Origin of the sequence: Bradyrhizobium sp. BR2003 (genome assembly GCF_009720285.1) — a bacterium.
Lineage (GTDB): Bacteria > Pseudomonadota > Alphaproteobacteria > Rhizobiales > Xanthobacteraceae > Bradyrhizobium > Bradyrhizobium elkanii.
The window spans coordinates 12629-35826 of sequence record NZ_SMYJ01000034.1; the positions used below are offsets into that span (position 1 = coordinate 12629).

Here is a 23198-nt window from a genome sequence, read left to right on the forward strand (position 1 = left end):
ATTGGTGACCCGTCAAAGGGATCACCAATGCCGGCGGCGCGCAGGCCCCCTCATTTCGTTTCCCCGACCGTGGCGACAGGCGGCACGTCGAGCGCGGGATTGCGATCAAAGAAGTTGAACGGACGCAGCCGGAAGCCGTGCCACAGGCCCGGCATAACAGGCCAATCCTCGGCGCGCGGCACGTGGCGGAAGCCGACCGTATACCACAGCACGAGATCGCGGTCCTCGATCGGCCGCTTCGCCGCGGTCCATTTCGGCAGGCCGTCGACCTCGGGGTTTCCGTTCGGATACATGCCCGCAGCGTAACGCTCGTCCTTGGCGTAGGCCGAGGTCCACAGCGTGTAGGCACTGAAACCGGCGCGCAGCTGGATCGGATCGTCCTTGGCGAGCAGCGAGACGTCGGAGTGGCCGGGCATCAACTGATAGCTCGTGCGATAGCCGCGGCCGTTGGTCTTGCCCGTGCTCTCGATCCTGAACTGCGCCGCGTTCAGCGGCATCGTGATCGGCCCTTCGGTCGCAACCGGCCTGGTGTCGACCTGCCAAAGGCTCTTGCGCTGGCCCTGCTCCAGCCGGCGGACATTGAAGCGATCCTCGACCAGCCGGTTCGAGGTGCCGTCGACGTCCATGTCGATCCGGAACGTCATGTAGTGATCGTGATTGACCGCGAGCAGCCGTTCGTCGACCAGCGTCCCAAAGGCGGTATCCTGCGCAGCCGTCGGGTCGCTCAGTGTCTTGCTCGCGACGCCCTTGGTCGCATCGATGCCGTAGGCGCCGAGCCGCACGTCGATATTGCCGGCACGGTCGAACACGTAGTCCACCAGATAGTCGTAATTGCCGACCACCGGCGCCATCCGCACCACCAGCTCGTTGTTCGGCCGCACCTCGGCGGTGTTGTTGATCAGCTCGCTGTGGCGCCAGATCGGATCGCCGGTCGGGCGCTCGAAGATGCAGACCGCGCCCTTGGAAACGACCGGCGCGCCCTTGGTGTCCGAGATCGTCAGGTCGAGATAATGCGCGCCTTCGGGACAATCCACGCCGCGCTGCAATTCGCTGGAGAGCACGCCAAAACCGTACTCGCCGATATCCATATAGGCGCGGAACGACCAGGTCGGCGCAGGATCCATATAGGGCACGAACATCTCGCTCGCAGAGATCTGGTAGGCGATGTCGCGGAGCGTGCCGTGGTCATCGTAGCGGATCAGCGACAGCACGGCGCCGACGCGCGGCTCGAGACGGACATGGAACGACCAGTTGTCCCAGCGGACCTGGCCGCCCTCCACCTTCACATTGCTGCCTTCGGGCGCGGTGATCTCGATCGGCTTCGGCGGCTTGCGATATGTTCCGGAGTCGGCATAGGCGTGCGAGGGCGTCTGCGGCGGTGGCGGCACCACGCCGAGATCGGTCACCGACAGCACCGTCTTGCTCTTGAGATCGACCTGGGCGAACAGGTTCTCGATCGGCTTGCCCCAGAGGTTGTTGGCGGCGCCCGTGGTGTCGACACAGGGAACGTTGAGCAGGCGGCGCCCCCTCAGGGCCGGGTCGCTCACCGGTCCGACGGTCAGCGGCAGACACATCACGTTGCGGAAATCGGTGATGCCGCGCTTGGCCATCGCGGCGATCCAGCGCGGGTCCTGCTTCGGCAGGTCGCCGGCGGAGATCAGCTCGTCGATGGTCAATGCGGCCTCATGATCCCTGACTTCCTGCCAGCCGAGCAGGCTCCGCGCGGCGAGATCGATATGGGCCTCGTAGAGATTCCCGCCGCTCAACAGCGTGGCGCTGGCCCGGCGCGTGAATGGCTGTCCGGGCTTCCACGCCCGCACCTCGTCCTTGGGATCCTCCTCGACCGACATCGAGACGATCCGCGCCGTATTGTCGAGCTTGCCGGCGCTGCGAAGGATATCGGAGACCGAACGGATTTCGTCGGTGGTGAGCCCGTCCATCGGATGCGTTGCGGCCGCCTGCGGCCACATCCGGCGCTCGGCCTGCGCCGGCAGGGGCGCCGCCAATGTCGCTACCATCAGACCGGCCACTGCCCATACGCCATGCCCGGATATCAGAGCCATTCCGCCCTCCACTCAAAGCCAGAACCGTCAGAATACAAGCAACGGCGGCGACGTGAAGGCCCGCCTCATCCGGTAACCTGTTCCGACGCCGCCGGCAGGATCGCGGCCGCGGCCGGGCGTGGCGCGGCGCGGTGGACATCGAGCAGCCGCACGCCGATGCGATCGCGCAAGGCCGGCCAGATGCCGCGCGGCGCCACGATCATCAAGACGACGGCGATGATGCCGAGCCCGACCAGATACCAGCCGCCGGACAGGCCGAGCGGTCCAGTCATCAATTCGCGCAGGCCGAAGAAGATGATGACGCCGAGGATCGGGCCTTCCAGGGTTCCGATACCGCCGATGATCACGATGAACATCATGTAGACGGACCAGTTGACGTCGAAGGCCGCCAGCGGCGCGATGAACAGATTACCCATGAAGCTGAGCGCGCCGGCCAGCCCGCATCCTGCCGCCGAGAGCACGAAGGCGACGAAACGATTGTGCCGGACGTCGACGCCGACGCTCATCGCGGCAAGATCATTGTCGCGTACGCTCATCAGCCCGAGCCCGAAGCTCGACGTCATCATCCTGTACAGCGCCGCGATAGTGACGAGCGCCAGGCCGCCGGCCAGCCAGAACATCGTCGGCTCGAACCAGTCGAAATCGATCAGCTTGCTGGTCGCGAGCGGCACGCCCGACGTGCCGCCGACGGCCTGCGACTTCATCGTGAACGCGCCGATGATCTCGGCGAACACCCACATCGCGATCGAGAAATAGGCGTCGCGCAAACGAAACAGCGGAAAGGCGATGATCGCCGCAACGGCACCCGCCACCAGCGGCGCCACCGGCAGCACCCAGATCGGCGTGACCTCGAGCCAGCCCGAGGTCAGGAACAGCGCATAGGCGCCGAAGGCGATGAAGACCTGGTGGCCGAGCGACACCAGCCCGGCATAGCCCGCCAGCAAGTTCCACATCTGCGCCATCGTCAGCAAGAGCAGGCACTCGGTCGCGAGCCGCAGAAAACCCTCGTTCAGCACGAAGGGCGCGCCGGCAATCAGCGCGACGAGCACGATGGCAGAGGCGGCAAGAATGGTCCGTGTCGGCATCGCCATCACACCCTGCTCGACACGAGACCCGACGGGCGGATCAGCAGCATGATGAAGAACAACAGGTGCGCGTAAAGCAGCCCGGCATTCGGATCGATTTTCAGCCCGATCAATTGCGCCATGCCGAGCGCGATGCCGCCGAGCAGCGCGCCCCAGAACGAGCCAAGCCCGCCGAGCACCACGACCTCGAAGGCGATCAGCAGCCGCTCGGCGCCCGAGAACGGCGTGAAGCTCGAGCGCACCGCGAGCAGCACGCCGCCTATCGCGCCGAGCGCGAGCGACAGGCCCATGACATAGTTATAGACCCGGTCGGGCTTGACCCCGGACAGCCGGACGATATCGCGGCGGTCGGCGGTGGCGCGCACGATCCGGCCGAACTCGGTATGACGCAGCACGAGTTGCAGCGCCATGAACAGCAACGCGGCGAGCACCAGCGTCAGCAGCGGCATGATGCCGATATTGAGACCAGCAATCTCGAGGCTCGCGCGCGACAGCTCGCCGACCTGGAGGCTGCGCACGTCGGCGCCGAACACCTCGACCATGACGTTGCGCAGGATCACCGAGACGCCGAAGGTCAAGAGCAGCGGCGAGAGCGGATCGGGCGACGTCACGACGCGGTTGACGATGGCGGCCTGGTAGAGCCAGCCGACCGCAAAGGACAGCGCGATCACCGGGATCAGCATCAACAGCGGCGAGACCTGCGGAAACAGATTGGCGAGCAGCACGGCGCAGAACGCGCTCAGCACCATGAACTCGCCATGGGCGATGTTGACCACGCGCATCACGCCGAACACCAGCGCGAGCCCGATACCGAGCAGCCCATAGAGCCCGCCGAGCAGAGCCCCGTTGATCAATGTCTCAACCCAGATCATGTCGTGCCAATCCTGGCTAGTTACCGAAATAAGCGTGCGTCAGCTGCTCCGGCTGCAAGCCTTGCGCCGGCCCGGTCAGCGACACGCGCCCCTTCAACAGGCAATAGATCCGCTCCGAGGTCGCGAGCGCGCGCTTGACGTCCTGCTCGACCAGCACGACGGCGGTACCCTCGCGGCGGATGTCGGCAAAGGAGCGATAGATCTGCTCGACCACGACGGGGGCGAGCCCGAGCGAGATCTCGTCGCACAAGAGGAGCCGCGGATTCGACATCAACGCGCGGCCGATCGCCGCCATCTGCTGCTGGCCGCCGGAGAGCTGGCCGGGAAACATCCGCCGCCGCTCCTCGAGGATCGGGAACAGGTCGAACACCCGCCGCAGGGTCCAGCTCCCTTTGCGCCGGTTGACGCTGCCCATCAGCAGGTTCTCCTCGATCGTCAGCGAGTCGAACAGCAGGCGGCCCTCGGGCACCATGATGAGGCCGAGCCGCGACACCTCTTCGGCCGGCATCTGCGAGACGTCGATGCCGTCGAACTCCACCGTCCCTCGCCGCTCCTCATTGAGACCGACCAGCGCCTTCAGGAACGTCGACTTGCCGGCGCCGTTGGCGCCGACCAGCGCCACCGCCTCGCCGTCCGCGACGGTGAAATTCATGTCGAACACGGCTTGCAGATCGCCGTAGAAGATCTGCAGGCCGTTCACATCAAGCAACGCCATCGGCCTTCAATCCCATGTAGATCTCGCGCACCACCGCGCTGTCCATCACCTCGGCCGGCGGCCCCTCCAGCACCTTGCGGCCAAAGTCGAGCACCAGGATGCGATCCGACACCGCGCGCAGCGCGTGCGGAATATGCTCGATCCAGATCATGGCATGGTCCGCTTTCACGCCCTGGATGATGGCAACAAGGCGCTCGACCTCGGGCTCGGTCAGCCCGGCGGCGATCTCGTCGAGCAGGATCAGCTTCGGCTTCGAGGCCAGCGCCTTGGCGAATTCCAGCCGCTTGCGGTCGATCAGCGGCAAGGCGCCGGCGAGCTTGTCGGCCTTGGCGTCGAGCCCGGTGCGCTGCAGCACCTGCATCGTCCAGCTCGATGCCGCCTCGCCGGTGAGGCCGGCGCCATAGGATGCCGCGACCAGCGCATTCTCGTAGACCGACAGATGCGGGAACGGCTGCGGAATCTGGAACGCCCGCCCGAGCCCCATTCGCGCCCGGCGATACGGCGGCAGCGCGGTGATCTCCTTGTCGTCGAGCATGATCGAACCGCCGTCGGCCGTGAGCAGGCCGACGATCAGGTTCAGCAGCGAGCTCTTGCCGGCGCCGTTCGGGCCGATCACGCCGAGGCACTCGCCGCGCGCCAGCGCGAAGCTGACATTGTCTGCGACCACGATCTCGCCAAAGCGCTTGGACAGCCCGCTGACGCGCAGAATCGGTGCCATCTCAGACCAGCTTGGAGAGCAGCTGGAGATCGGCCTGCTTCGGGATGAACGGCGCCGTTCCGTTGTGCACGATCAGGAGCTCGTATTGCGACTTGCCGCCCTTGGCCTTGCGCCATTGCCCGCCCGACAGCGAGGTCACCGCGACGTTCTTGATCGGGCTGTCCTTGAACTTGACCCGGCCGACCACGGTCTCCATGTCGAGGCCGGCGATCGCATCGCGCAATGAGTTCTTGTCCTTGGGATCGCTGTTCTGCAACGCCGCGAGCCCGACCTCCCACAGCGCATGGGCGTAGCCGATCGGCTGGGTCCACTGCTTGCCGGTGGTCTTCTCCCACTCTGCGGCGAGCTCGCCGGCGCTCTGCCCGGTCAGCGAGGACTTGAACGGATAGGCCGGCGTCCACCACACCTCGGTCGACATGCCGTCGCCGCGATCGCCGAGCGCATTCACCGCGGCCGGGAACAGGAAGGCCGCCGCCACCGTGCAGATCTGCGGCTTGAAACCGGCCTGCGCCGCTTGGTTCCACAGCGTCACCCAGTGATTGCTGAAGGTGAAGCCGGAGACGATATCGACGCCGTTGTTCTTGAACAGCGCGATCTGGTTGGTGAAGTCGTCGGTTGCGATCTGGAATTTGCCGGCCGAGAATTCCTGATAGCCGGCCGCCGAGATGCCCGCCGGCAGGCCGAGCTTCGGATCGGAGAATGCCTGGCCCGGCGGGTTGTCGATGTAGAGCGTGCCGACCTTCTTGTTGGTCTCGACCGACTGCCACATGCCCAGGAAATTTTTCGCGACGTCGTCGGCGCCCCAGAAGAAATGGTAGCTGTACGGAAAACCCTTGTCCGGCGTCGACTTGCGCGGGAACATCCAGCCCTGCCACGGCACCATGGTCGAGATGGTGGGAATGCCGCGCGCGTCGGCGAGTTCCTGCACTGGCGGCTGGGCGTCGCCGTCCTCGATCAGGATCAGGTCGCACTTTTCACGCAGCACCAGCTCACTGGCGATCACCGACGAGCGGTTCGGATCGGATTGATTGTCCTTGAACACCAGCTCGACTTGATAGGTCTTGCCGCCGATCTTCAGGCCATCCTTCAGCCGCGCCTTGATGCGCTCATGGATCCAGGGATCGGGCTCGGCGAACTGCGCCCGGACGCCGGAGAGGCAGCCGACCCAGCCGATCTTGATGGTATTGCCGGCGGCCCGCGCGACATTGACCAGCGGCACGCTCATCGCCGATGCGAGACCGGTGGCCCCCGCCGCCTTCAAAAGCGTGCGCCGATTGAGCCGGCCGGATGCCGTATCGTTCTTTGTCTCAGTCATGTCCCTCTCTCTCCACAACCAATGATGAAAATGCCTGACCGCGGCTCACGCAGCCGATCGCTGGATCGCCGCACGGCTCACCGCGGCGAATTTGCACAAGGTGTTTTCGATGATCTGGCGCGGGATGCCGCGCACGATGAAGACGAGCCGCGAGCGCCGGTCCGCCGACGGCCAGTCGACCAGCGTGATCGGCGGATGGAACACGTGCTGCACGCCGTGCACCACCATGGGCGCGTCGGGCTGCTCGGCGACGTGCACGATCGCCTTGAAGCGCAGCAGGTCCTCGCCCTTGAGCGCCGCGACATAGTCGAGCCAGCGCGCGATCGCCTCGCGCTGGATCGGCTCGTCGATGATCAGGCTGTAGGATGACACGCCGGCATCGTGGGCGTGATGGCTGTGGTGGCCGCACGCCTCGCTTACGCAGTGATGATCCCCGTGATCGTGCGATGCGTTGGCCGCCTGCGACGCCAGATCGAACCAGCGCACGACATCCGCGGAGCGCGCCCCCGGATCGAACAGCCCCGCATCGAGGACCTTCGCCGGATCGACGATCCCGTTCCGCACTTTCGTGCGCGTCGCGACCGGATTGATCGCCGCAAGCTGCACCTCAAGCCGCGCCAGCGCATCCTCGGCAGCAAGATCGGTCTTGGTCACCAGCAGCCGGTCGGCGACCGCGATCTGCCTGATGGCCTCGCCATGCGCCGCAAGGGTGTGCGTACCATTAACCGCATCGACGGTCGCCACCACGCCATCGATCCGGTAGCGGGCGACGACATCGGGCGCCGTCATCAGCGTGTGCAGCACGGGCACGGGATCGGCGAGCCCGGTGGTCTCGACCAGCACCCGGTGGAACGGCGGGATCGTGCCGTCAGCGCGGCGCGATGCGAGGTCGGCCAGCGTCTCGATCAGATCCTCGCGCACCGAGCAGCAGATGCAGCCATTGTTGAGCACCGCCAGGCGGTCCTCGCTGCTCTCGACCAGCAGATGATCCAGCGCCACCTCGCCGAACTCGTTGATGATGGCGACGACGCCGCCAAGCTCGGGCTGGCGCAGCAAATGGTTCAGCACCGTGGTCTTGCCGCTGCCGAGGAAGCCGGTCAGCACCGTCACCGGGATCTGATCCGCAGCAATCATCACGCGCCCCGCTCGTAGACCTTGCGGCCCTCGAAGAAGGTCATCTTGACCCGCGTATCGGCCAATTGATCCGGCGGGATGTCGAAGATCATCTGGTCGAGCACGATCAGGTCGGCGGATTTGCCCACCTCGATCGAGCCGATCGACTGGCCGAGCCCGGCCGCGCGTGCGGCGTCGATGGTGTAGATGTCGATCACGGTTTTGAGGTCGAGCGCCTGCTCCGCCCACAGCGACTTGCCGGGAAAATCCCCGGTCGGATTTTGCCGCGTCACCATGCCCTCGATGCCCTGCCAGGGATCGGGGATCGGGATCACCGGCCAGTCCGAGCCGCCGGCCATCAGCGCGCCGGCCTCTTTCAAATCCCTGTTCGGCCAAAAGCGCTGCGCACGCTCCTCGCCCATCGCGGCCTTGTGCGCCTCGAGGAAGATAGTCGGATACCAGATGATCGGCGACAAATCGGCTGCGACCCCGAGCTCGGCGAAACGCTTGATATCGTCGGGCGCGATATAGCTCGCATGCGCGATCTGATGGATCAGATGAGTCGGGCCGTTGAAGCTGCGCACGACATCGATGGCGTCGAGCGCCTGGGTCACCGCGGCGTCGCCCGCGCAATGGATCTTCGCGGCAAGGCCGAGCTTCTCGCAGCGCCCGAGCCAGCGGATCAGGTCCGGCACGGTCAGCATGGTGGCGCCGCGGAAGCAGCAGCCGCGCACGGGATCGGCCACATAGGGCTCGTGGAAGGCCGCGGTCTTGGCACCCGGCACGCCGTCCAGGAACACCTTCACATAGTCGGGTTTCACATGCGCACCGCGGTAATCCTCGCGCAGCGCAAACAGCTCCTCGCCGGCCTTGCCGAACATGAAGCCCGGCTCGACCACCGGCATCGCGCAGACCGCCCAGGCGGTGAGCTCGCCGCGGTCGTCGAGCCCCTTCAGCGCCGCCATGATCGGCTGCATGCTGGCAGCGTCGATGAAGGCGGTGACGCCATATGCGTTCAGCACCGAGATCGAGCGCGCCACCGCCGCGCGGTCCATCTCGGCCGTGTAGTGACCGGAGGCCGCGAGCGTCCGCTCGACCAGGCCGGAGGCGGCCTCGATCATGATCCCGGTGAGCGTTCCGGTCTTGAGGTCGCGGCCGATCTCGCCGTCGGTCGGATCAGGAGTGTCGGCCGCAACACCGGCCAGCCGCAACGCCGCCGAGCTCGCCCAGCGATTATGATAGGTGTCGTCGCGCAATACGACGGGATGCCCGAGGCAGGCCGCATCCAGCAGGGCGCAGGATTCCGCGGTGTTCATCTCGTTCAGCAGGTTGTTGCCGAACTGCCCGCCGACGATCCAGGCGCCCGGCGCAGCCACTGAGGCAGCCTTGTGCAGGGTCTCGGCGATCCTTGGAATGCTGTCGGCGTTGGAGAAACGCAGCTCGTAGAGATCGGCCTGCCCGCCCATCATGATGTGATTGTGGATGTCGACGATCCCCGGCATCGCCATGCGCCCGCCGAGATCGACGGTTGCCGTCCCCTCGCCGATGAGCGCCGCGACGTCGCGCTCCTCGCCCACGGCGATGAACCGGCCGGCCTTGACGGCCGCGCAGCTCGCCCAGGGTTGCCCGCGGTTCGACGTGTAGATCCGGCCGTTGCGGAAGACCGTGTCGGCGAATGTCCTGTTCATACGGATCAAACTTCTCGATTGGGAAAGCCTGGAGCGATCAGCCTCTCACCGTGCGGTGCACGGGGCTGAACCGCGCGCGACGCCGGCATGATGGCCAAACGTTCGGCATGTCGGCATTTGGAACAATCCACCGGACGGTGGATGCTCCGCCGCCTGCCGCGATGCGGCCGGCGGGGCGCCTAGAGCGCGGTGACTTCATTTCAAATCGTGCGGCAGGCCCCGCTTCACCTCGCCCCGCTTGCGGGGGAGAGCCCGGAACGCATCGTAGATGCGTTCCGGGCGAAGGGGAGCCTCCGCAAACGCACTATCGCCGGATACGCGGAGACAGCCCCTCACCCCAACCCTCTCCCCGTAAGAACGGGGCGAGGGCGCAGTTCCGTTGCGGCCGTTAGTCGATATAGTCCCGTCGCACTTCAGAAGCCCAGCGCCAGACCGTCCTTGCGGTGGTCGGAAGCGCCGAACAAGACACCCCTGGCATGGTCGATGCGGATCGCCTGGCAGCCGCCGATCGGCTCCTCCGAGAACCGGGCATCGTGGCCGCGGGCGCGAAGGTCGTCGCGTATCCCGGGAGAAATGGTCGTCTCCAGCGACAGCGCGCCGTCGAAGGCAAAGGAGCGCGGCGCCTCGGCCGCCGCCTGGATGTCCATCTGCATGTCGAAGATGTTCGACAGCAGATTGGCATGGCCCGCGGCTTGGTAATGCCCGCCCATCACGCCGAACGACATCACGGTCTTGCCGTCCTTGCGCAGCAGGCCCGGGATGATCGTATGCATCGGCCGCTTGCGCGGCCCGAGCGAATTGGGATGTCCGGATTTGGCGCGAAAGCTCCAGCCGCGGTTGTGCAGCAGGATGCCCGACTTCGGCGCATAGATGCCGCTGCCGAACGGATAGAACAGCGAGTTGATCAGCGAGACGGCGTTGAGGTCGCGGTCGACCACCGTGACATAGACGGTGTCGCGATGCTCGATATCGTCCCAGGTCACGGGCGTGGACGCGCGGCCCATGTCGATCTTGCTGCGTATCCTCCCGATATGGTCGTCGGCAAGGAAAGCGGCCGGATCGATCTTACTCATGGCGGGATCGCAAAAGAAGGCGTTGCGCGCGCGGTAGGCGGCCTTGGTGGCTTCGGCCAGCAAATGGATGCGATCGGCCTCTCCGAGCTTGCCGACGTCGAAGCCGGCAAGCGTGCGCAGGATCATCAGCGCGGCCAAGCCCTGCCCGTTCGGCGGACACTCGACCACATCATGATCATGGTAGCGTGCCGAGATCGGGCGTACGTAGCCGGAGGTCTGGGCGGCGAAATCGTCGGTGCTGTGGGCGCCGCCCAGGGCGCGCAAGATGGCCACCATCTCGTCGGCGGCCTCGCCCGCGTAGAACGCGTCGCGTCCGTGCTGCGCGATCCGGCGAAGGGTGCGGCCGAGCGCGGGTTGCGTGCGGATGTCGCCGACCTCAGGCGCCTTGCCCCCGGGCAGGAACTGCGCCGCCGCATTGCTGTCGATCTCGATCCGGGCCCGGAAGCGGCGCCAGTCCTCCGCGACGCGCGGCGTCACGCAAAAGCCCCGCTCGGCAGCCGAGATCGCCGGCCGGAAGATCTCCTCCAGCGACCTGCTGCCATGATCGGCGACCAGCCGGCACCACGCATCGATTGCGCCGGGCACGGTCACGGCCTCGGGCGCGGTCGGTGGAATGTCGCGCGCGCCGCTTGCGGCAAATTTGCCGACATCGGTCGCGGCCGGCGTGCGGCCCGAACCGTTCAGCGCGATCGGCTCGCCGGCGTCAGGCGAATACAGCGCGAAGCAGTCTCCGCCGATCCCGGTCATCTGCGGCTCGACCACGCCCTGCACCGCGACCGCCGCCACCGCGGCATCGACGGCATTGCCGCCGGCCTTCAGCATCTCGACCGCGGCCAGCGTCGCCTGCGGATGCGAGGTCGCGGCCATGCCGCGCTCCGCAACCGCCACCGAGCGGCCGATGGCCATGAAATCGCGCATGTCGAATCCTCTGATGTTGTGAGCGGCCGCCGCTCGCCAACATTGTCGAAAACGACACCGGTCCTCGTGGAGGACTCTCGTTTGGCCACTGGGCAGGCAGCAATCCACCTAACGGTGGATCGGTGAATACGGACGAGGTTTGTCCCCGCCAGACGCTTCTTGGACGCGGCGAATTGATCCGGCGTCAAACCTGCGTGTGAGAAATTCTTTCGGTCTATCTGAATAGTAGCGTGCTCGGCGGCAATTCTGTGGTGGGTAACTGGTTGCCAAGCCCGGAGCGCGATGGCACGCTGCCATGATCAATTTAGCTCATGTCGATTGCCAATGCCGATGTCATCTCTCAAAGGGCTTCATGGCGCCAGGCGAGGTCGGTTCGGTTGCGGAGCTGGTTGGTTACGCATTGCCTCGTCTCTGGTTTCACTGTCATGCTGCGCCGTCGTCCGTGACGTGCGTGCAGCGGCCTAATGAGGAGTCGAGCCGACAGGTGACGGCATCCGAACCGTCGGCTCAATCCGATGCCAACGGGAGCCTATTGCCAGATGAGGACCGAGCGTCGCCCGAGGCCCTGCCGACGACGCCAGGCGAGAAGCAACCTGAGCAGGTATCTACGGCCACCATTGTCGACCCGCTCAAGGTCGCCCCCGACAATATTGATACAGTCTTGGTCCTGGACGAATGCTTTGTCGCCGAAGCATGCATCGACCGGTTCCTTGGCGCGCTTTACACGCGCGCGCCGAAGACCGACTGGATCGTCGTGTACGAAAAAAAGGACGTGATCATCAAACGGAAGCGCAAACTGGATCACCGTCACGCGCAGCGAGCGTGCAACCGAGACCAAGCGATTATGGAAATGGATCGACGAGCACGAAAAGCAGTTGGGAGTTGGACGTCCATATTTGAACGAAGTTCCAGCGCATCTCGCACCGGTCGATGGTCGGGAGTATGCTGCTCATCGTACGGTATCAAGGCACACAAGGCTGGCCGGCAAGCGACATACCCGAATTGCAGCATCTTCCAGACGTGGCGTGACGACGCGCGCAAAGTCAAAGGCAGCGTCGAGAGCCGCGACGACGAGACTCAGCTCGCGCCTCTGATTGGCCTACCCCTCCTGCGCTTCGTGCGCTCCGGCGCGCCCCAGCTCAGGGGGTGAGCTGGGGCTAACGGCGGCTTCGGAGGCCGTAGCGGCCAGCCTCCCACCCATGACATTAGGCCTCTCTCCCGACTCTCATCTACCAGGAACCGCGATTGCTGCGCCGCGCTACTACTTCTGCGCTGTGGAGCCTGCTTGCCGCTGAATCTGTTACTCAGGGCTAGTCCAGAATGGCAATTGCAGCGTGCGCTTGTCGATTTATGATGTCCCAAGTCGTGCGGATTGGCCGACATTCACCCACACCCGACCATGCACCTCGCGCGATCAGGGATCGCCGCTTCGGGCCCACGAAGCGACGGTCCCGCCCAATTCCGGATGCGACAGATCCGCCCGACGGGCAACTCAGCAAAACCTGTCAATCCTCGCGCGCGAAAATATTTCGCTTTATCCGAAGCGTAACTCAGTGTATGAATTCCCCGTCTCACCCGATCGAGGGGCGCTTCGCGGTCGTCACGAACGTGGGTCGAGATGCGGTGGACGCTGCGCGTGGTACTGACGAGAGCACGCAAGGCGGACGGCGAAATCGTGCAGGCCTGACGCCCTAGCGGCAGGTGTCCTCTCGCAAAGCGCGCAAGCGGCTTGCGAGGGCGGTGACAAAAAAGCCCAGTCTCGCCGGGGAGAGCACGTATAAGCCGTAGCCCATCGCGCAGGGAAAGCCGGGTTGTTCCCGGTTACACCTGTGGTCCTGCCCCCGAGCTTTCTATCCTATGCTCGGGGCCCATGGGTGCGATCGGCACCCGGCTTTCCCTGCGCCCTCTTCGAAAGAGAGGGCGGAACGAAGAGCAAAGCTCGGGCAAATCATGTCGCGAGAACGCGAAGGTATGACCACAAGCAGCGCAACACACTCAATGTCGTCCTGGCGAAAAGCCAGGACCCATTACCCCAAATGGGAGTTGTTGCGCGACGCTGGGGCCACGATCCCGTTCGTGATCAAATGCGGTGGTTATGGGGTCCGGGCTTTTCGCCAGGACGACGTGCTGAAAGAACCGCGGACCCTAATCGGCCCGCGCCTCAATGCGGCCGCGACATCATCGCCACCACCGCGGAGCGGGTCTCGACGCCGAGCTTCTCGAAGATATGGATCAGATGCGTCTTCACCGTCGCGAGACCGATGTTCAGGCATTCGCCGATCTCGCGGTTGGTTCGGCCGCAGCACAACAGCTCGACGACTTCCATCTCGCGCGAGGTCAGGCCAAAGCGCGCCGGCTCATCGGCATTCGACGACAGGCGGCTGGTCAGGTTGAACTCGAGATAGTCGTGGATCTTCTCGGCGATGTGCATGCTGCCCTCGGGGATCGCGCAGCCCGGCGCCCACAGCACGCTCATTCCGGCGACGATGCGGTCGTTGCGGCGGAAGAAGAACTCGATCATGTCGGCGACGCCGCATTGGCCGGCGAAGGCGCGGTAGGTCGCCGCCTCCTGGGTCGCGCATTGGTCGAGAGCTGTACTCAGCCGGGCAATCGGCCGGTTGCTCGCCGAGCGTGGATGCAGCGGATCGAGCCGGTTCATGCCGGCAAGATACTGGTCGTGGAAACTCGGCGGCACGTTGCTGCTGAGCACGAAGCGGTTGAGGGTCAAATTGCCGTCGACCTGGTAGAACGCGGTCGCCGACCCCTCGAGAATGCCGCGCGCGAACTGAATGGCCTGCGTGGTTGCCGGATCCGGTCGGCCCAGAAGCGCGATCATGACCTACCTCCCCGATGTTTCCCGATGGCGAACGTCTGCGCGTCGCATGTCCGTCACGCTGGGGCAGCCGCGGGCCATAGTCAAGCAAATTGCGGGCCAAGCGCACGAAGTGCGCATCCGGGGAAATGGTTACGCCGAAGTAACCCAGCGGCCCCCTCCACCATCCGGTTGATTGCGAGCGACGCGAGCCATGCGGAACTTTCGCACATCATCCGATGTCATTGCTGGATCAAGAATGAATTCGCGTCGCATCATGGCTGCCTTCCCGTCGGCGGCCGACGAACAGGTCACGCTCGCCAACTGGCGTCAGCATCCCTTCAGCGAGTGGGCATTCCGCAATGTCCGCGAATTGCTGCCCACCGCGAATATCGCGCGCGCCGCGGCGCCGGCGCCGCTGTCCTTTGCGCCGCGCTATCTCGACGACGTCAGCTTCGCCAACCCGCGCGGCGAGACGGTCGGCGTCGGCGAGGCGCTGCGCGCCAGCCACACCGACGGCATCGTGGTGTCGCATCGCGGACAGGTCGCGTTCGAATGGTATGCCCATGGCCTCACGCCCGATACCCCGCACCTGATCTTCTCCGTCAGCAAGTCGGTCGCCGGAACGCTCGGCGGCATCCTTGCCGATCACGGCAAGCTCGATCCGGATGCTCCGGTGACGCGCTACATCCCGGAGATGGAAGGCTCGGTCTATGGCGGCAGCTGCACGGTGCGGCATCTGCTCGACATGAGCGTCGGCATCCGCTTCGACGAGGATTACATGGCGCGCGACGGCGACGTCATGAACTACCGGCGCTCGACCGGCTGGGAGCTGCCCGATCCGGCGATTCCGCCGAGCAATCTGCGCGACTATCTGCGCACGCTGCGGCCGAACGGCGCACCGCATGGAGAGACCTTCCACTACGTGTCGACCAACACCGATGTGCTCGGCTGGGTCTATGAACGCGCCTGCGGCTTGTCCTACGCAAAAATCCTCTCGCACTATCTGTGGCAACCGATGGGCGCCGAGCACGATGCCTACATCACCGTCGATTCACGCGGCGCAGGCCGCGTCGCCGGCGGCATCTGCGCGACACTGCGCGATCTCGCCCGCTTCGGCGAGATGATGCGCAATCACGGCATCAGCAACGGACGACAGGTCGTCCCTGGCTGGTGGATCGACGACATCAGGCAGAACGGCAATGTTGAAGCCTGGTCGCGCGGCGACCTGACGAAGGTGTTTCCAAACGGCAATTACCGCAACAAGTGGTACACGCTCGACCGGCGCGAAACGGCGTTTGCGGCGGTCGGCATTCATGGCCAGTGGATCTACATCGATCCGGCCAACGAGACCGTGATCGCACGCGTCTCCTCGCAGCCGCTGCCGATGGATCTCGATCTCGATCACATGTGGATGCGCGGCTATCGCGCGATCGCGGCCAGGCTTGCCGGCAAGAGCTGACCGATTGCGACAGGGGGACACCATGGGACCATCGATCAATCGGCGCCGTCTGTTGCAGATCGGTGCGGGAGCAAGCCTCGGCGTTCCGATGCCGCGCATCGCGCGGGCCAGTTCGAAGACGATCACGGCCGTCATGCACGCGCCGCTGCGCGCAACGGACCCGATCACGACGACGGCGTGGACCGCGCGCAACCACGGCTACATGATCTACGACACGCTGTTCTCGACCAATTCGAAATTCGAGATCAAGCCGCAGATGGTCGAGGCCTGGGAGGTCTCCGCCGACGGCCTGACCTACACCTTCCGGCTGCGGCCCGGCCTCGCATTCCACGACGGCAGCGCGGTGACGTCGGCCGACGTGATCCCCTCACTGCAGCGCTGGGCCAGGCGCGACACGATGGGCCAGAAACTGTTCGAATTCGTCGCCGAGCTGAAGGCGGTCGACGAGCGGACCTTCCGCATGGTGCTGAAGGAGCCGTGCGGCTTCGTGCTGGCGGCGCTCGGCAAGCCGACCGCCAACGTGCCCTTCATCGTGCCGGCGCGGATCGCCGCGACGCCCGCCGACCAGGCCATCACCGATCACCTCGGCTCCGGACCGTTCCGCTTCGTGACGGCGGAATTCCAGCCCGGCGTCAAGGCGGCCTACGAGAGGAATCCGGACTACGTCTCGCGCGACGAGCCATCCGACGGCACCGGCGGCGGCAAGGTCGTCAAGATCGGCCGCTACGAATGGATCAGTGTGCCGGACTTCCAGATCGCGACCAACGCGCTTGTCAACGACGAGATCGACTATTTCGAGGTGCCGCCGCACGACCATCATCCGATACTCGCGCGCGCTGCGAATGTCGAGCTGACCGATTACAACACGCTGGGTTTCTCCGGCATGTGCCGGATGAACTGGCTGGTGCCGCCGTTCGATCGGCCGGAGATCCGCCAGGCCGTGCTGCACGCGGTGAACCAGAAGGACTGGCTCGACACCCAGATCGGCAATCCCGATTACTACAGGATCACGCCGGCGATCTTCGTCGCCGGCACGCCGTTCGAAAGCGCGGTCGGATGGTCGACCAAGGCGGACACCGCGAAAGCCAGGGAGCTGCTCAAGCAGGGCGGCTACAAGGGCGAACCGATCACGATCCTGCACGCGACCGACGCCCCGATCATCACCGCGCTCGGCACGGTCACCGCCGAGGCGCTGCGCTCGATCGGCATGAACGTCAACCTGCTGGCGATGGATTGGGGTTCGGTGGTGGCGCGGCGCGCCAAGCAATCGATGCCGGCCGAGGGCGGCTGGTCGCTCTACCATTCGACCTGGGCCAGCGCCGACCTCGTCAATCCGATCGGCAATGCCTGCGTCAACGGCAAAGGCAAGAACGGCGGCTTCTTCGGCTGGGTTGAGGACGCCGAGCTCGAGCGGCTGCGCGACAGCTTTGCCCGCACCGCGGCGCCGCCGGACCAGAAGGCGCTGGCCGACAATATCCAGGCACGCGCCTACGAGGTGGTCACCCACGTCCCGACCGGGCAGTACAATCAACCGGCCGCGACGCGCAAGGCGCTGAAGGACATCGTCCGCGCGCCGGTGCCGCTGTTCTGGAATGTCGACAAGACCGGTTGAGGATCCCCTATTCGATCGGCGGCCGGCGCGTATGCCAATCCGTCACCGACTGGAACGCGGCGCCGGCGCGGACCAGCACGTCTTCGGAGAGATGCGGGCCGACCAATTGCATGCTGAGCGGCATCTGGTCCGAGGCCATGCCCATCGGCAGCGTGATGGTCGGGCTGCCGGAGAAGTCGAACACCGCCGTGAAGCGCAGAATGCTCAGGAGCACGCTGGGGTCGGCGCCGTATTCGCTCATTTTGGTGAGCGTCGGGATCGGCACCGGCATCGTCGGGATCAGCAGCAGGTCGATATCTTCGAACATGGCGGCGAGGCTGCCACTGAACTTCAGCCGCTCGTGATGGATCGCGGCAATATCGACGCCGCTCGTCGCCCGGCCCTGCTCGATCAGTTGTGCGAGGTCGGGTCCGTATTCCGACTTGCGCGACGGGTAGGTGTCCAGATGCGCCTCAGCCGTCTCCACCGAGCACATCGCAATCCACTGACTGACGAGCTTCTGATAGGGTGGGAAATGCACCTCGCGGATGTCGGCGCCGAGATCGGCGAGCGTGCGCTCGGCTTGCACCAAGGCGGCGACGACCTGCCGATCGATGCCCTCCTGGGTGTATCTGCGGTCAACGCCGATCCTGAGGCCCCTGATGCCGTCGCCGATGCCGGCCAGATAGTTCGGCACCGGAGCCCGCAGGGCGGTCGGATCGTTGATATCAGCTCCCGCAATGACGCCGAGCATCGCCGCGGCATCCGCAGCGCTGCGGCACATCGGCCCGACGTGATCGAGCGAATCCGCCAGCGGGAAGATGCCGTAGCGGCTGACCCGGCCCCAGGTCGGCTTGATCCCGGTCAAACCGCAGGTCGCCGACGGAAAGCGGATCGAGCCGCCGGTGTCGCTGCCGATCGCGCCGTAGCAGAGCCCCGCCGAAGTCGCGACGCCCGATCCGGTCGACGAGGAGCCAACCCAGTAGTTCACATTCCACGGGTTGAGCGGGGCCTGGATTGCAGGATGGTGGCTGGTATAGGCCCCCTCCGTCATCTTCAGCTTGCCGAGCGTCACCGCGCCGGCGACTTCGAGCCGGTCCACGATCGTGGCATTGAAGGACGGCACGAATTTGGCGTGGATCGTGGTGCCGCCCGCAGTCGGCGCAAACGAGGTGTAGCAGAGGTCCTTCAGCCCGATCGGAACGCCATGCAGCGGGCCGCGCCAGATGCCCTTGGCGATCTCCGCATCGTACTGCTTGGCCTGGGCCATCGCCCGCTCCGCAAGGACCAGCGCATAGCCGTGAAACTGTCCGTCCAGCTTCGCAATCCGGCCCAGCATCGCCTCGGTGATCTCCGAGGGCTTCGCCTCCTTGCGGCGAATGAGCTCGGAGATCTCGGTGATGGATTTGTAGTGCAATGGATCCGCTGACATCTGACGCCCCGCTGTTATCGGAATATGCCTGCCCGGACCGCCGCCGCGGGCGGCGACCTCGCGACTCTGCTGACGGCGCGCCCCGCCTAGAACTGGACGCCGCGCGTCAACGCGCCGTCCACCACGAGGTTGGTCCCCGTGATGAAGCTCGCCGCTCTGCTCGCCAGGAACACGGCGGCGTTCGCCATCTCCTGTGGCGTGCCCATGCGGCCGGTCGGGTTGAGCGCCAGTGCGGTCTTGTACAGTTCGGGATTGCCGTCCTTGATCATGTTCCAGACGCCGCCCTCGAAATAGGTGTTGCCCGGCGACACCGAATTGGCGCGGATGCCCTTGGCCGCGAGCTGGTAGGCGAGGCCCTGCGTGTAGTGGATGATCGCGGCCTTGAACGTTCCGTAGGGACCGCTGGCAAAATCGACCTCGCGCCCGGACACGCTGGAGATGGTGACGATCGCGGCCGCCGCACTCTTCTCCAGATGCGGCATCGCCGCGTTGACGAGGCGCACCGTCCCCATCATGTCGGTGGAGAATTCCTTCTCCCAGCTCTCCTCGTCCTGCCCGATCGACAGCGCGCTGACATTGGCGACCACGACATCGATGCCGCCGAGCTTGGACGCCATGTCGGCGACCCAGGCCTTCAGGGCCGGACCGTTCGAGACGTCGACGGCACTACCGAACGCCGCAACGCCCTTGGCCTTGAGCGCTGTCACCGCAGCGTCGACGTCGCCCTGGTTGCGCGCACAGATTCCGACATTGGCGCCTTCGGCCGCAAACGTGTCGGCGATCGCCCTGCCGATACCCTTGGTGCTGCCGGTAACGAGAACCTTTGCTCCCTTGAGTTCGAGATCCATGTCCATTCCCTCCGTTATTATCAATTATGCAACGCACAGATCCTCACCGCATGGCGCGGTCGATCACAGCAACAGCTGTGCGCGAACGTTGTCCGCGTTGACCTCCTCACCGGCCAGCGATCGCGTGATCTTGCCCTTCTCCATGATGTAGCAGCGCTGCGCGATCTCCAGGATGGTGTCGAGATTCTGCTCGACGAACACGATCGTGGTCCCGAGCTCCGCTCGGAACGATTTCAGCGCCTCGCAAATGTGCTGCACGATCGACGGCTGGATGCCCTCCGACGGCTCGTCGAGGATCATCAGCGCCGGATTGCCGATCAGCGCGCGGCCGATCGCAAGCTGCTGCTGTTCCCCGCCCGACATGGTGCCCGCGATCTGGCGCCGGCGCTCCCTCAGGCGCGGAAAATACTCGTAGACCAGTTCGGGCAGCTTCTTGCCTTCGGGGCCGCCGATCAACTCGCCGACCTGCAAATTCTCCTCGACGCTCATCTGCGGAAACACGTCGCGGCCTTGCGGGATGTAGCCGAAGCCGGCACGCGCCCGCGCATCGGCCTCGAGCTGCGTGACATCCTGATCCATGAAGCTGATGGTGCCGCGCCAAGTCTGCAGCAGACCGATCAGGCACCGCATCAGGGTCGACTTTCCGACGCCGTTGCGGCCGATCACGCCGACGATCTCGCCGCGCGAGACCGACATGCTGACGCCCTGCAGGATCGGCGTCGCGCCGTAACCCGCCCAAAGTCCCGACACCTCCAGAATGCGATCAGTGGGCATGAGTCTTACCCAGGTAGATTTCAGCGACTTTCTCGTCTTCCAGGATGGCCTCGAGGCTGCCGCGCGCGAAAATCTTGCCAAGATGCAGGACGGTGACGCGCTGAGCGACCTGACGCACGAACGCCATGTCGTGCTCGACGACGAGGACGGTCATGCCCTCGGCATTGAACGACTTGATCAGCTCGCCGGTCTTGAAAGTCTCCTCGGGCGACATGCCGGCGGTCGGCTCGTCCAGCAGCAGCAGCTGCGGCTGCAGCGCCAGCGCCATCCCGATCTCCAGCCATTGCTGCTGGCCGTGCGACAGCGCACCGGCGAGCTTGCCGCCATCATCAGCCAGATTGAGCAACGCGAGCAGCCGCTCCTGCTCGGCACGGCATTCCGCGCCCGAAATGCGTTCCTGCAGCGCGATCTGGATGTTCTGCCGCACCGGCAGTTCCTTGAACACGCTCGGCGCCTGCATCTTGATGCTCATGCCGCGCTGCACCCGCGCGTAGGGCCGCTCGGCGGTGATGTCGATCGAGTCGAAAAAGATGCTCCCCGTGGTCGGCGGATAGAGCCCGACGATCAATTTGAACAGCGTGCTCTTCCCGGCCCCGTTGGGCCCGATCAGGCAGTGCACCTCGCCGGCATTGACCGTCAGGTCGACGTCGGACACGGCGGTCAATCCACCGAAACGTTTCGATACGCCTTTTACGTCGACCAACGCCATGATTCAGGTCTCATCCGATTGCAGGCGGGCGGTATCGGCCAGCGCGGGGGCCTCCTCACGGCGCCGACGCCGCGTCCACCAGTCGACCACCAGCTTGCCGATGCCGAGCACGAAGCCCTGCGGCGCCAGCATCACGGTGGCGAGCAACAGCACGCCCATCAGCACCAGCGCCGCCTGCTGGCTGTAGACCGTGATGGTCTGGAACCCGAACAGCAGCAGGAACGACCCGACCAGCGTCGCGGTCAGATCGTTGCGTCCGGAGAACGCCACCCACACGATCGGCATCGCCGCCGCCGGCAGGCCGATGCTGGATGGCGTGATGAACTGCCCCCAGGACGTGTACAGCGCACCGCTGAGGCCTGCGAGGCCGCTGCCGATCACGAAGGTCAGAAGCTGATACTTGCGGACGTCGTAGCCGAGCATCTCGGCGCGCTGCGGATTTTCCCGCGTCGCCACGATCACATTGCCGACGCTCGAGTTCACCAGCATGCGCAGCGCGATGTAGACGATCACGATCAGCGCGATCATGACGTAATAGAGCGCCGAGCCCTCGATGTCGAAGTCGCCGACCGTGAGCGGGTCCATCCCTTTCATGCCGTTGAAGCCGTTCAGCCGGGCCGGACCGATATGCCATTCGGGCCCCGCCGTCTGCCCGAGGAAGAAGGCCAGCACCAGCGTCGCCGACAGCGTCACGATGCCGAAGAAGATCCCGCTGATGCCGCCCCAGATCATGAAGTAGCCGAGGATCCCGGCCGCGATCATCGCGATGACCACGGAGAAAACGAGCGCGGCGATCGTGGCCGTTCCCCCGCCCATATTGATGGCGAGCACGCCATAGCCGTAGCCGGCGATGCCGAAGAAGAAGGTCTGGCCGAATGACAGCATGCCGCCGTAGCCCCACATCAGGCAGAGACCGAGCGCCATGAAGATCCAGATCAGGAAGTAGGCGAAATTGCCGACATCATAGGAATCAGCGAACAGCGGATAGATCAGTGCCCCCGCCAGCACGGCGAGGAAGCAGGACCAGAAGATCTTCCCGCGTCCGAGCGTCTGCGGGCCCTCGAGCAGCTTCAACATCAGAAATTCCCGTCTAGCGCCCACGACGAACCAGCACGCTGGATAGTCCCTCGGGCAGCACACGTATGATCAGAATGACAGCAAACAGCATGCCGATCTGGCCGATGATCTGCCCGTAGCTGGCATTCAATGCCATTCGGATCATCGCCAGGAACACCGCGGCCGGCGCAGTTCCGAGCAGGACATTGGCGCCGCCGATCACCACGGTGACAAAGCTCTCGACCACGAAGGTCGCGCCCATGGTCGGGATCAGCGTCATGGTCGGCGCGTAGAGCGCGCCGCAGAGCCCCGCAAGCGCGGTGCCGATGCCGAAGCTGATGGAATAGATCCGCCCGGTGCGCGCGCCGAGCGCCTTCGCCATTGCCGCGTTCTGCATCGTGGCGCGCGCGATCACGCCAAAGCGCGTCTTCATGAAGATGATGTAGAGACCGGCCAGCACGGCCACAGCACAGCCGAACAGCACAAGGCGGTAGGTCGAAAACGTGTAGCCCCCGATCGCAAAGCTTCCTTCCGGCGTGCCGATGCCGCGCACGGCGGACCCGACGATCAGCAGCATCGACTGCGTCACGATCAGGCTGAGGCCCCAGGTGGCGAGCAGCGAGTCGAGCGGACGCCTGTAGAAGCGCCGCACGACGAGATACTCGACGATCATGCCGATGATCCCCGCGGTCAGCGCGGCCAGAATCTGAGCAATCGGAAGCGGGACGCCGAGGTTGACGAGCCCCACGGTGACGTAGGCGCCGCACATGATGAACTCGCCATGCGCCATGTTGATGACGCCCATCATGCCGAACACGATGGCAAGGCCCGCCGCTGACAGGATCAGGAACGCGAAGACATCGGCGAACTGATAGAATACCGAGAAGAGTTCAGCCGACATTCCGGTCTCCCTGATCGCGGCGCCGCATCATTGCGGCGCCGGCTCGGTTCGAA

General features: G+C 65.1%; 19 protein-coding genes. 3 read left to right on the forward strand and 16 right to left on the reverse strand.

Annotated elements, in window-relative coordinates:
- Positions 1-50: 50 nt before the first annotated feature.
- The 9 genes from E2I15_RS28575 to E2I15_RS28615 form a co-directional block, all read right to left on the reverse strand.
- Positions 51-2063, reverse strand: coding sequence for a copper amine oxidase (locus tag E2I15_RS28575; RefSeq protein ID WP_137476244.1), 2013 nt, complete (start codon positions 2061-2063; stop codon positions 51-53).
- A gap of 65 nt (positions 2064-2128) precedes the next feature.
- The gene (locus E2I15_RS28580) at positions 2129-3154 is read right to left on the reverse strand and encodes a branched-chain amino acid ABC transporter permease (protein WP_155262617.1); all 1026 of its coding nucleotides are present in this window, start codon (positions 3152-3154) and stop codon (positions 2129-2131) included.
- Entirely contained in the window at positions 3154-4020 is an 867-nt protein-coding gene (locus E2I15_RS28585) for a branched-chain amino acid ABC transporter permease (RefSeq protein ID WP_057017060.1), read from the reverse strand. The genes E2I15_RS28580 and E2I15_RS28585 overlap by 1 nt, the downstream gene beginning before the upstream one ends.
- A gap of 16 nt (positions 4021-4036) precedes the next feature.
- Positions 4037-4735 carry an ABC transporter ATP-binding protein gene (locus E2I15_RS28590; protein WP_137476246.1) on the reverse strand — a complete coding sequence of 233 codons (699 nt, stop codon included), beginning with the start codon at positions 4733-4735 and terminating at the stop codon, positions 4037-4039.
- The gene (locus tag E2I15_RS28595; protein ID WP_137476247.1) at positions 4722-5453 is read right to left on the reverse strand and encodes an ABC transporter ATP-binding protein; all 732 of its coding nucleotides are present in this window, start codon (positions 5451-5453) and stop codon (positions 4722-4724) included. Before E2I15_RS28595 ends, E2I15_RS28590 begins: the two co-directional genes overlap by 14 nt.
- Position 5454: 1 nt before the next feature.
- Positions 5455-6768 (reverse strand): ABC transporter substrate-binding protein, encoded by a 1314-nt coding sequence (locus E2I15_RS28600; RefSeq protein WP_137476248.1) that lies wholly within the window; start codon positions 6766-6768, stop codon positions 5455-5457.
- Between the two features lie 45 nt (positions 6769-6813).
- Positions 6814-7902 carry a CobW family GTP-binding protein gene (locus tag E2I15_RS28605; RefSeq protein WP_137476249.1) on the reverse strand — a complete coding sequence of 363 codons (1089 nt, stop codon included), beginning with the start codon at positions 7900-7902 and terminating at the stop codon, positions 6814-6816.
- On the reverse strand, positions 7902-9569 hold the full coding sequence (locus E2I15_RS28610; protein WP_137476250.1) for an amidohydrolase: 1668 nt from the start codon (positions 9567-9569) through the stop codon (positions 7902-7904). The genes E2I15_RS28605 and E2I15_RS28610 overlap by 1 nt, the downstream gene beginning before the upstream one ends.
- 413 nt (positions 9570-9982) lie before the next feature.
- Positions 9983-11560, reverse strand: coding sequence for a gamma-glutamyltransferase family protein (locus tag E2I15_RS28615; protein WP_137476251.1), 1578 nt, complete (start codon positions 11558-11560; stop codon positions 9983-9985).
- Positions 11561-12044: 484 nt separating this feature from the next.
- Between E2I15_RS28615 and E2I15_RS28620 the strand changes: the two genes are divergently transcribed.
- Positions 12045-12710 carry a hypothetical protein gene (locus E2I15_RS28620; protein ID WP_137476252.1) on the forward strand — a complete coding sequence of 222 codons (666 nt, stop codon included), beginning with the start codon at positions 12045-12047 and terminating at the stop codon, positions 12708-12710.
- A gap of 1011 nt (positions 12711-13721) precedes the next feature.
- On the opposite strand, the gene E2I15_RS28625 is transcribed toward E2I15_RS28620, so the two are convergent.
- Positions 13722-14396, reverse strand: coding sequence for a helix-turn-helix transcriptional regulator (locus tag E2I15_RS28625; protein ID WP_137476253.1), 675 nt, complete (start codon positions 14394-14396; stop codon positions 13722-13724).
- A gap of 235 nt (positions 14397-14631) precedes the next feature.
- On the opposite strand from E2I15_RS28625, the gene E2I15_RS28630 reads away from it, so the two are divergent.
- Positions 14632-15834: a serine hydrolase domain-containing protein gene (locus E2I15_RS28630; RefSeq protein WP_137476254.1), complete on the forward strand. Its 1203-nt coding sequence runs from the start codon at positions 14632-14634 to the stop codon at positions 15832-15834.
- Positions 15835-15856: 22 nt separating this feature from the next.
- Positions 15857-17446 (forward strand): ABC transporter substrate-binding protein, encoded by a 1590-nt coding sequence (locus E2I15_RS28635; protein WP_137476255.1) that lies wholly within the window; start codon positions 15857-15859, stop codon positions 17444-17446.
- Positions 17447-17453: 7 nt separating this feature from the next.
- On the opposite strand, the gene E2I15_RS28640 is transcribed toward E2I15_RS28635, so the two are convergent.
- From E2I15_RS28640 to E2I15_RS28665, 6 genes are all read right to left on the reverse strand, one after another.
- Positions 17454-18857, reverse strand: coding sequence for an amidase (locus tag E2I15_RS28640; protein ID WP_137476256.1), 1404 nt, complete (start codon positions 18855-18857; stop codon positions 17454-17456).
- An 86-nt stretch (positions 18858-18943) separates the two neighbouring features.
- The gene (locus tag E2I15_RS28645; RefSeq protein WP_137476257.1) at positions 18944-19705 is read right to left on the reverse strand and encodes an SDR family NAD(P)-dependent oxidoreductase; all 762 of its coding nucleotides are present in this window, start codon (positions 19703-19705) and stop codon (positions 18944-18946) included.
- Positions 19706-19768: 63 nt separating this feature from the next.
- Positions 19769-20479 (reverse strand): ABC transporter ATP-binding protein, encoded by a 711-nt coding sequence (locus E2I15_RS28650; RefSeq protein WP_016845725.1) that lies wholly within the window; start codon positions 20477-20479, stop codon positions 19769-19771.
- Entirely contained in the window at positions 20469-21188 is a 720-nt protein-coding gene (locus E2I15_RS28655) for an ABC transporter ATP-binding protein (RefSeq protein WP_137476258.1), read from the reverse strand. The genes E2I15_RS28650 and E2I15_RS28655 overlap by 11 nt, the downstream gene beginning before the upstream one ends.
- A gap of 3 nt (positions 21189-21191) precedes the next feature.
- Complete coding sequence (locus tag E2I15_RS28660; protein WP_137476259.1) at positions 21192-22265, reverse strand: branched-chain amino acid ABC transporter permease; 1074 nt, start codon at positions 22263-22265, stop codon at positions 21192-21194.
- 13 nt (positions 22266-22278) lie between these two features.
- Positions 22279-23145, reverse strand: coding sequence for an ABC transporter permease subunit (locus tag E2I15_RS28665; RefSeq protein ID WP_137476260.1), 867 nt, complete (start codon positions 23143-23145; stop codon positions 22279-22281).
- Between the last annotated feature and the right edge of the window lie 53 nt (positions 23146-23198).

Excerpts from the sequence above, each read along its gene's own strand:
- E2I15_RS28575 (WP_137476244.1), bottom strand. The coding sequence starts at position 2,063 with ATGGCTCTGATATCCGGGCATGGCGTATGGGCAGTGGCCGGTCTGATG.
- E2I15_RS28580 (WP_155262617.1), bottom strand. The coding sequence starts at position 3,154 with ATGGCGATGCCGACACGGACCATTCTTGCCGCCTCTGCCATCGTGCTC.
- E2I15_RS28585 (WP_057017060.1), bottom strand. The coding sequence starts at position 4,020 with ATGATCTGGGTTGAGACATTGATCAACGGGGCTCTGCTCGGCGGGCTC.
- E2I15_RS28590 (WP_137476246.1), bottom strand. The coding sequence starts at position 4,735 with ATGGCGTTGCTTGATGTGAACGGCCTGCAGATCTTCTACGGCGATCTG.
- E2I15_RS28595 (WP_137476247.1), bottom strand. The coding sequence starts at position 5,453 with ATGGCACCGATTCTGCGCGTCAGCGGGCTGTCCAAGCGCTTTGGCGAG.
- E2I15_RS28600 (WP_137476248.1), bottom strand. The coding sequence starts at position 6,768 with ATGACTGAGACAAAGAACGATACGGCATCCGGCCGGCTCAATCGGCGC.
- E2I15_RS28605 (WP_137476249.1), bottom strand. The coding sequence starts at position 7,902 with ATGATTGCTGCGGATCAGATCCCGGTGACGGTGCTGACCGGCTTCCTC.
- E2I15_RS28610 (WP_137476250.1), bottom strand. The coding sequence starts at position 9,569 with ATGAACAGGACATTCGCCGACACGGTCTTCCGCAACGGCCGGATCTAC.
- E2I15_RS28615 (WP_137476251.1), bottom strand. The coding sequence starts at position 11,560 with ATGCGCGATTTCATGGCCATCGGCCGCTCGGTGGCGGTTGCGGAGCGC.
- E2I15_RS28625 (WP_137476253.1), bottom strand. The coding sequence starts at position 14,396 with ATGATCGCGCTTCTGGGCCGACCGGATCCGGCAACCACGCAGGCCATT.
- E2I15_RS28630 (WP_137476254.1), top strand. The coding sequence starts at position 14,632 with ATGAATTCGCGTCGCATCATGGCTGCCTTCCCGTCGGCGGCCGACGAA.
- E2I15_RS28635 (WP_137476255.1), top strand. The coding sequence starts at position 15,857 with ATGGGACCATCGATCAATCGGCGCCGTCTGTTGCAGATCGGTGCGGGA.
- E2I15_RS28640 (WP_137476256.1), bottom strand. The coding sequence starts at position 18,857 with ATGTCAGCGGATCCATTGCACTACAAATCCATCACCGAGATCTCCGAG.
- E2I15_RS28645 (WP_137476257.1), bottom strand. The coding sequence starts at position 19,705 with ATGGATCTCGAACTCAAGGGAGCAAAGGTTCTCGTTACCGGCAGCACC.
- E2I15_RS28650 (WP_016845725.1), bottom strand. The coding sequence starts at position 20,479 with ATGCCCACTGATCGCATTCTGGAGGTGTCGGGACTTTGGGCGGGTTAC.
- E2I15_RS28655 (WP_137476258.1), bottom strand. The coding sequence starts at position 21,188 with ATGGCGTTGGTCGACGTAAAAGGCGTATCGAAACGTTTCGGTGGATTG.
- E2I15_RS28660 (WP_137476259.1), bottom strand. The coding sequence starts at position 22,265 with ATGTTGAAGCTGCTCGAGGGCCCGCAGACGCTCGGACGCGGGAAGATC.
- E2I15_RS28665 (WP_137476260.1), bottom strand. The coding sequence starts at position 23,145 with ATGTCGGCTGAACTCTTCTCGGTATTCTATCAGTTCGCCGATGTCTTC.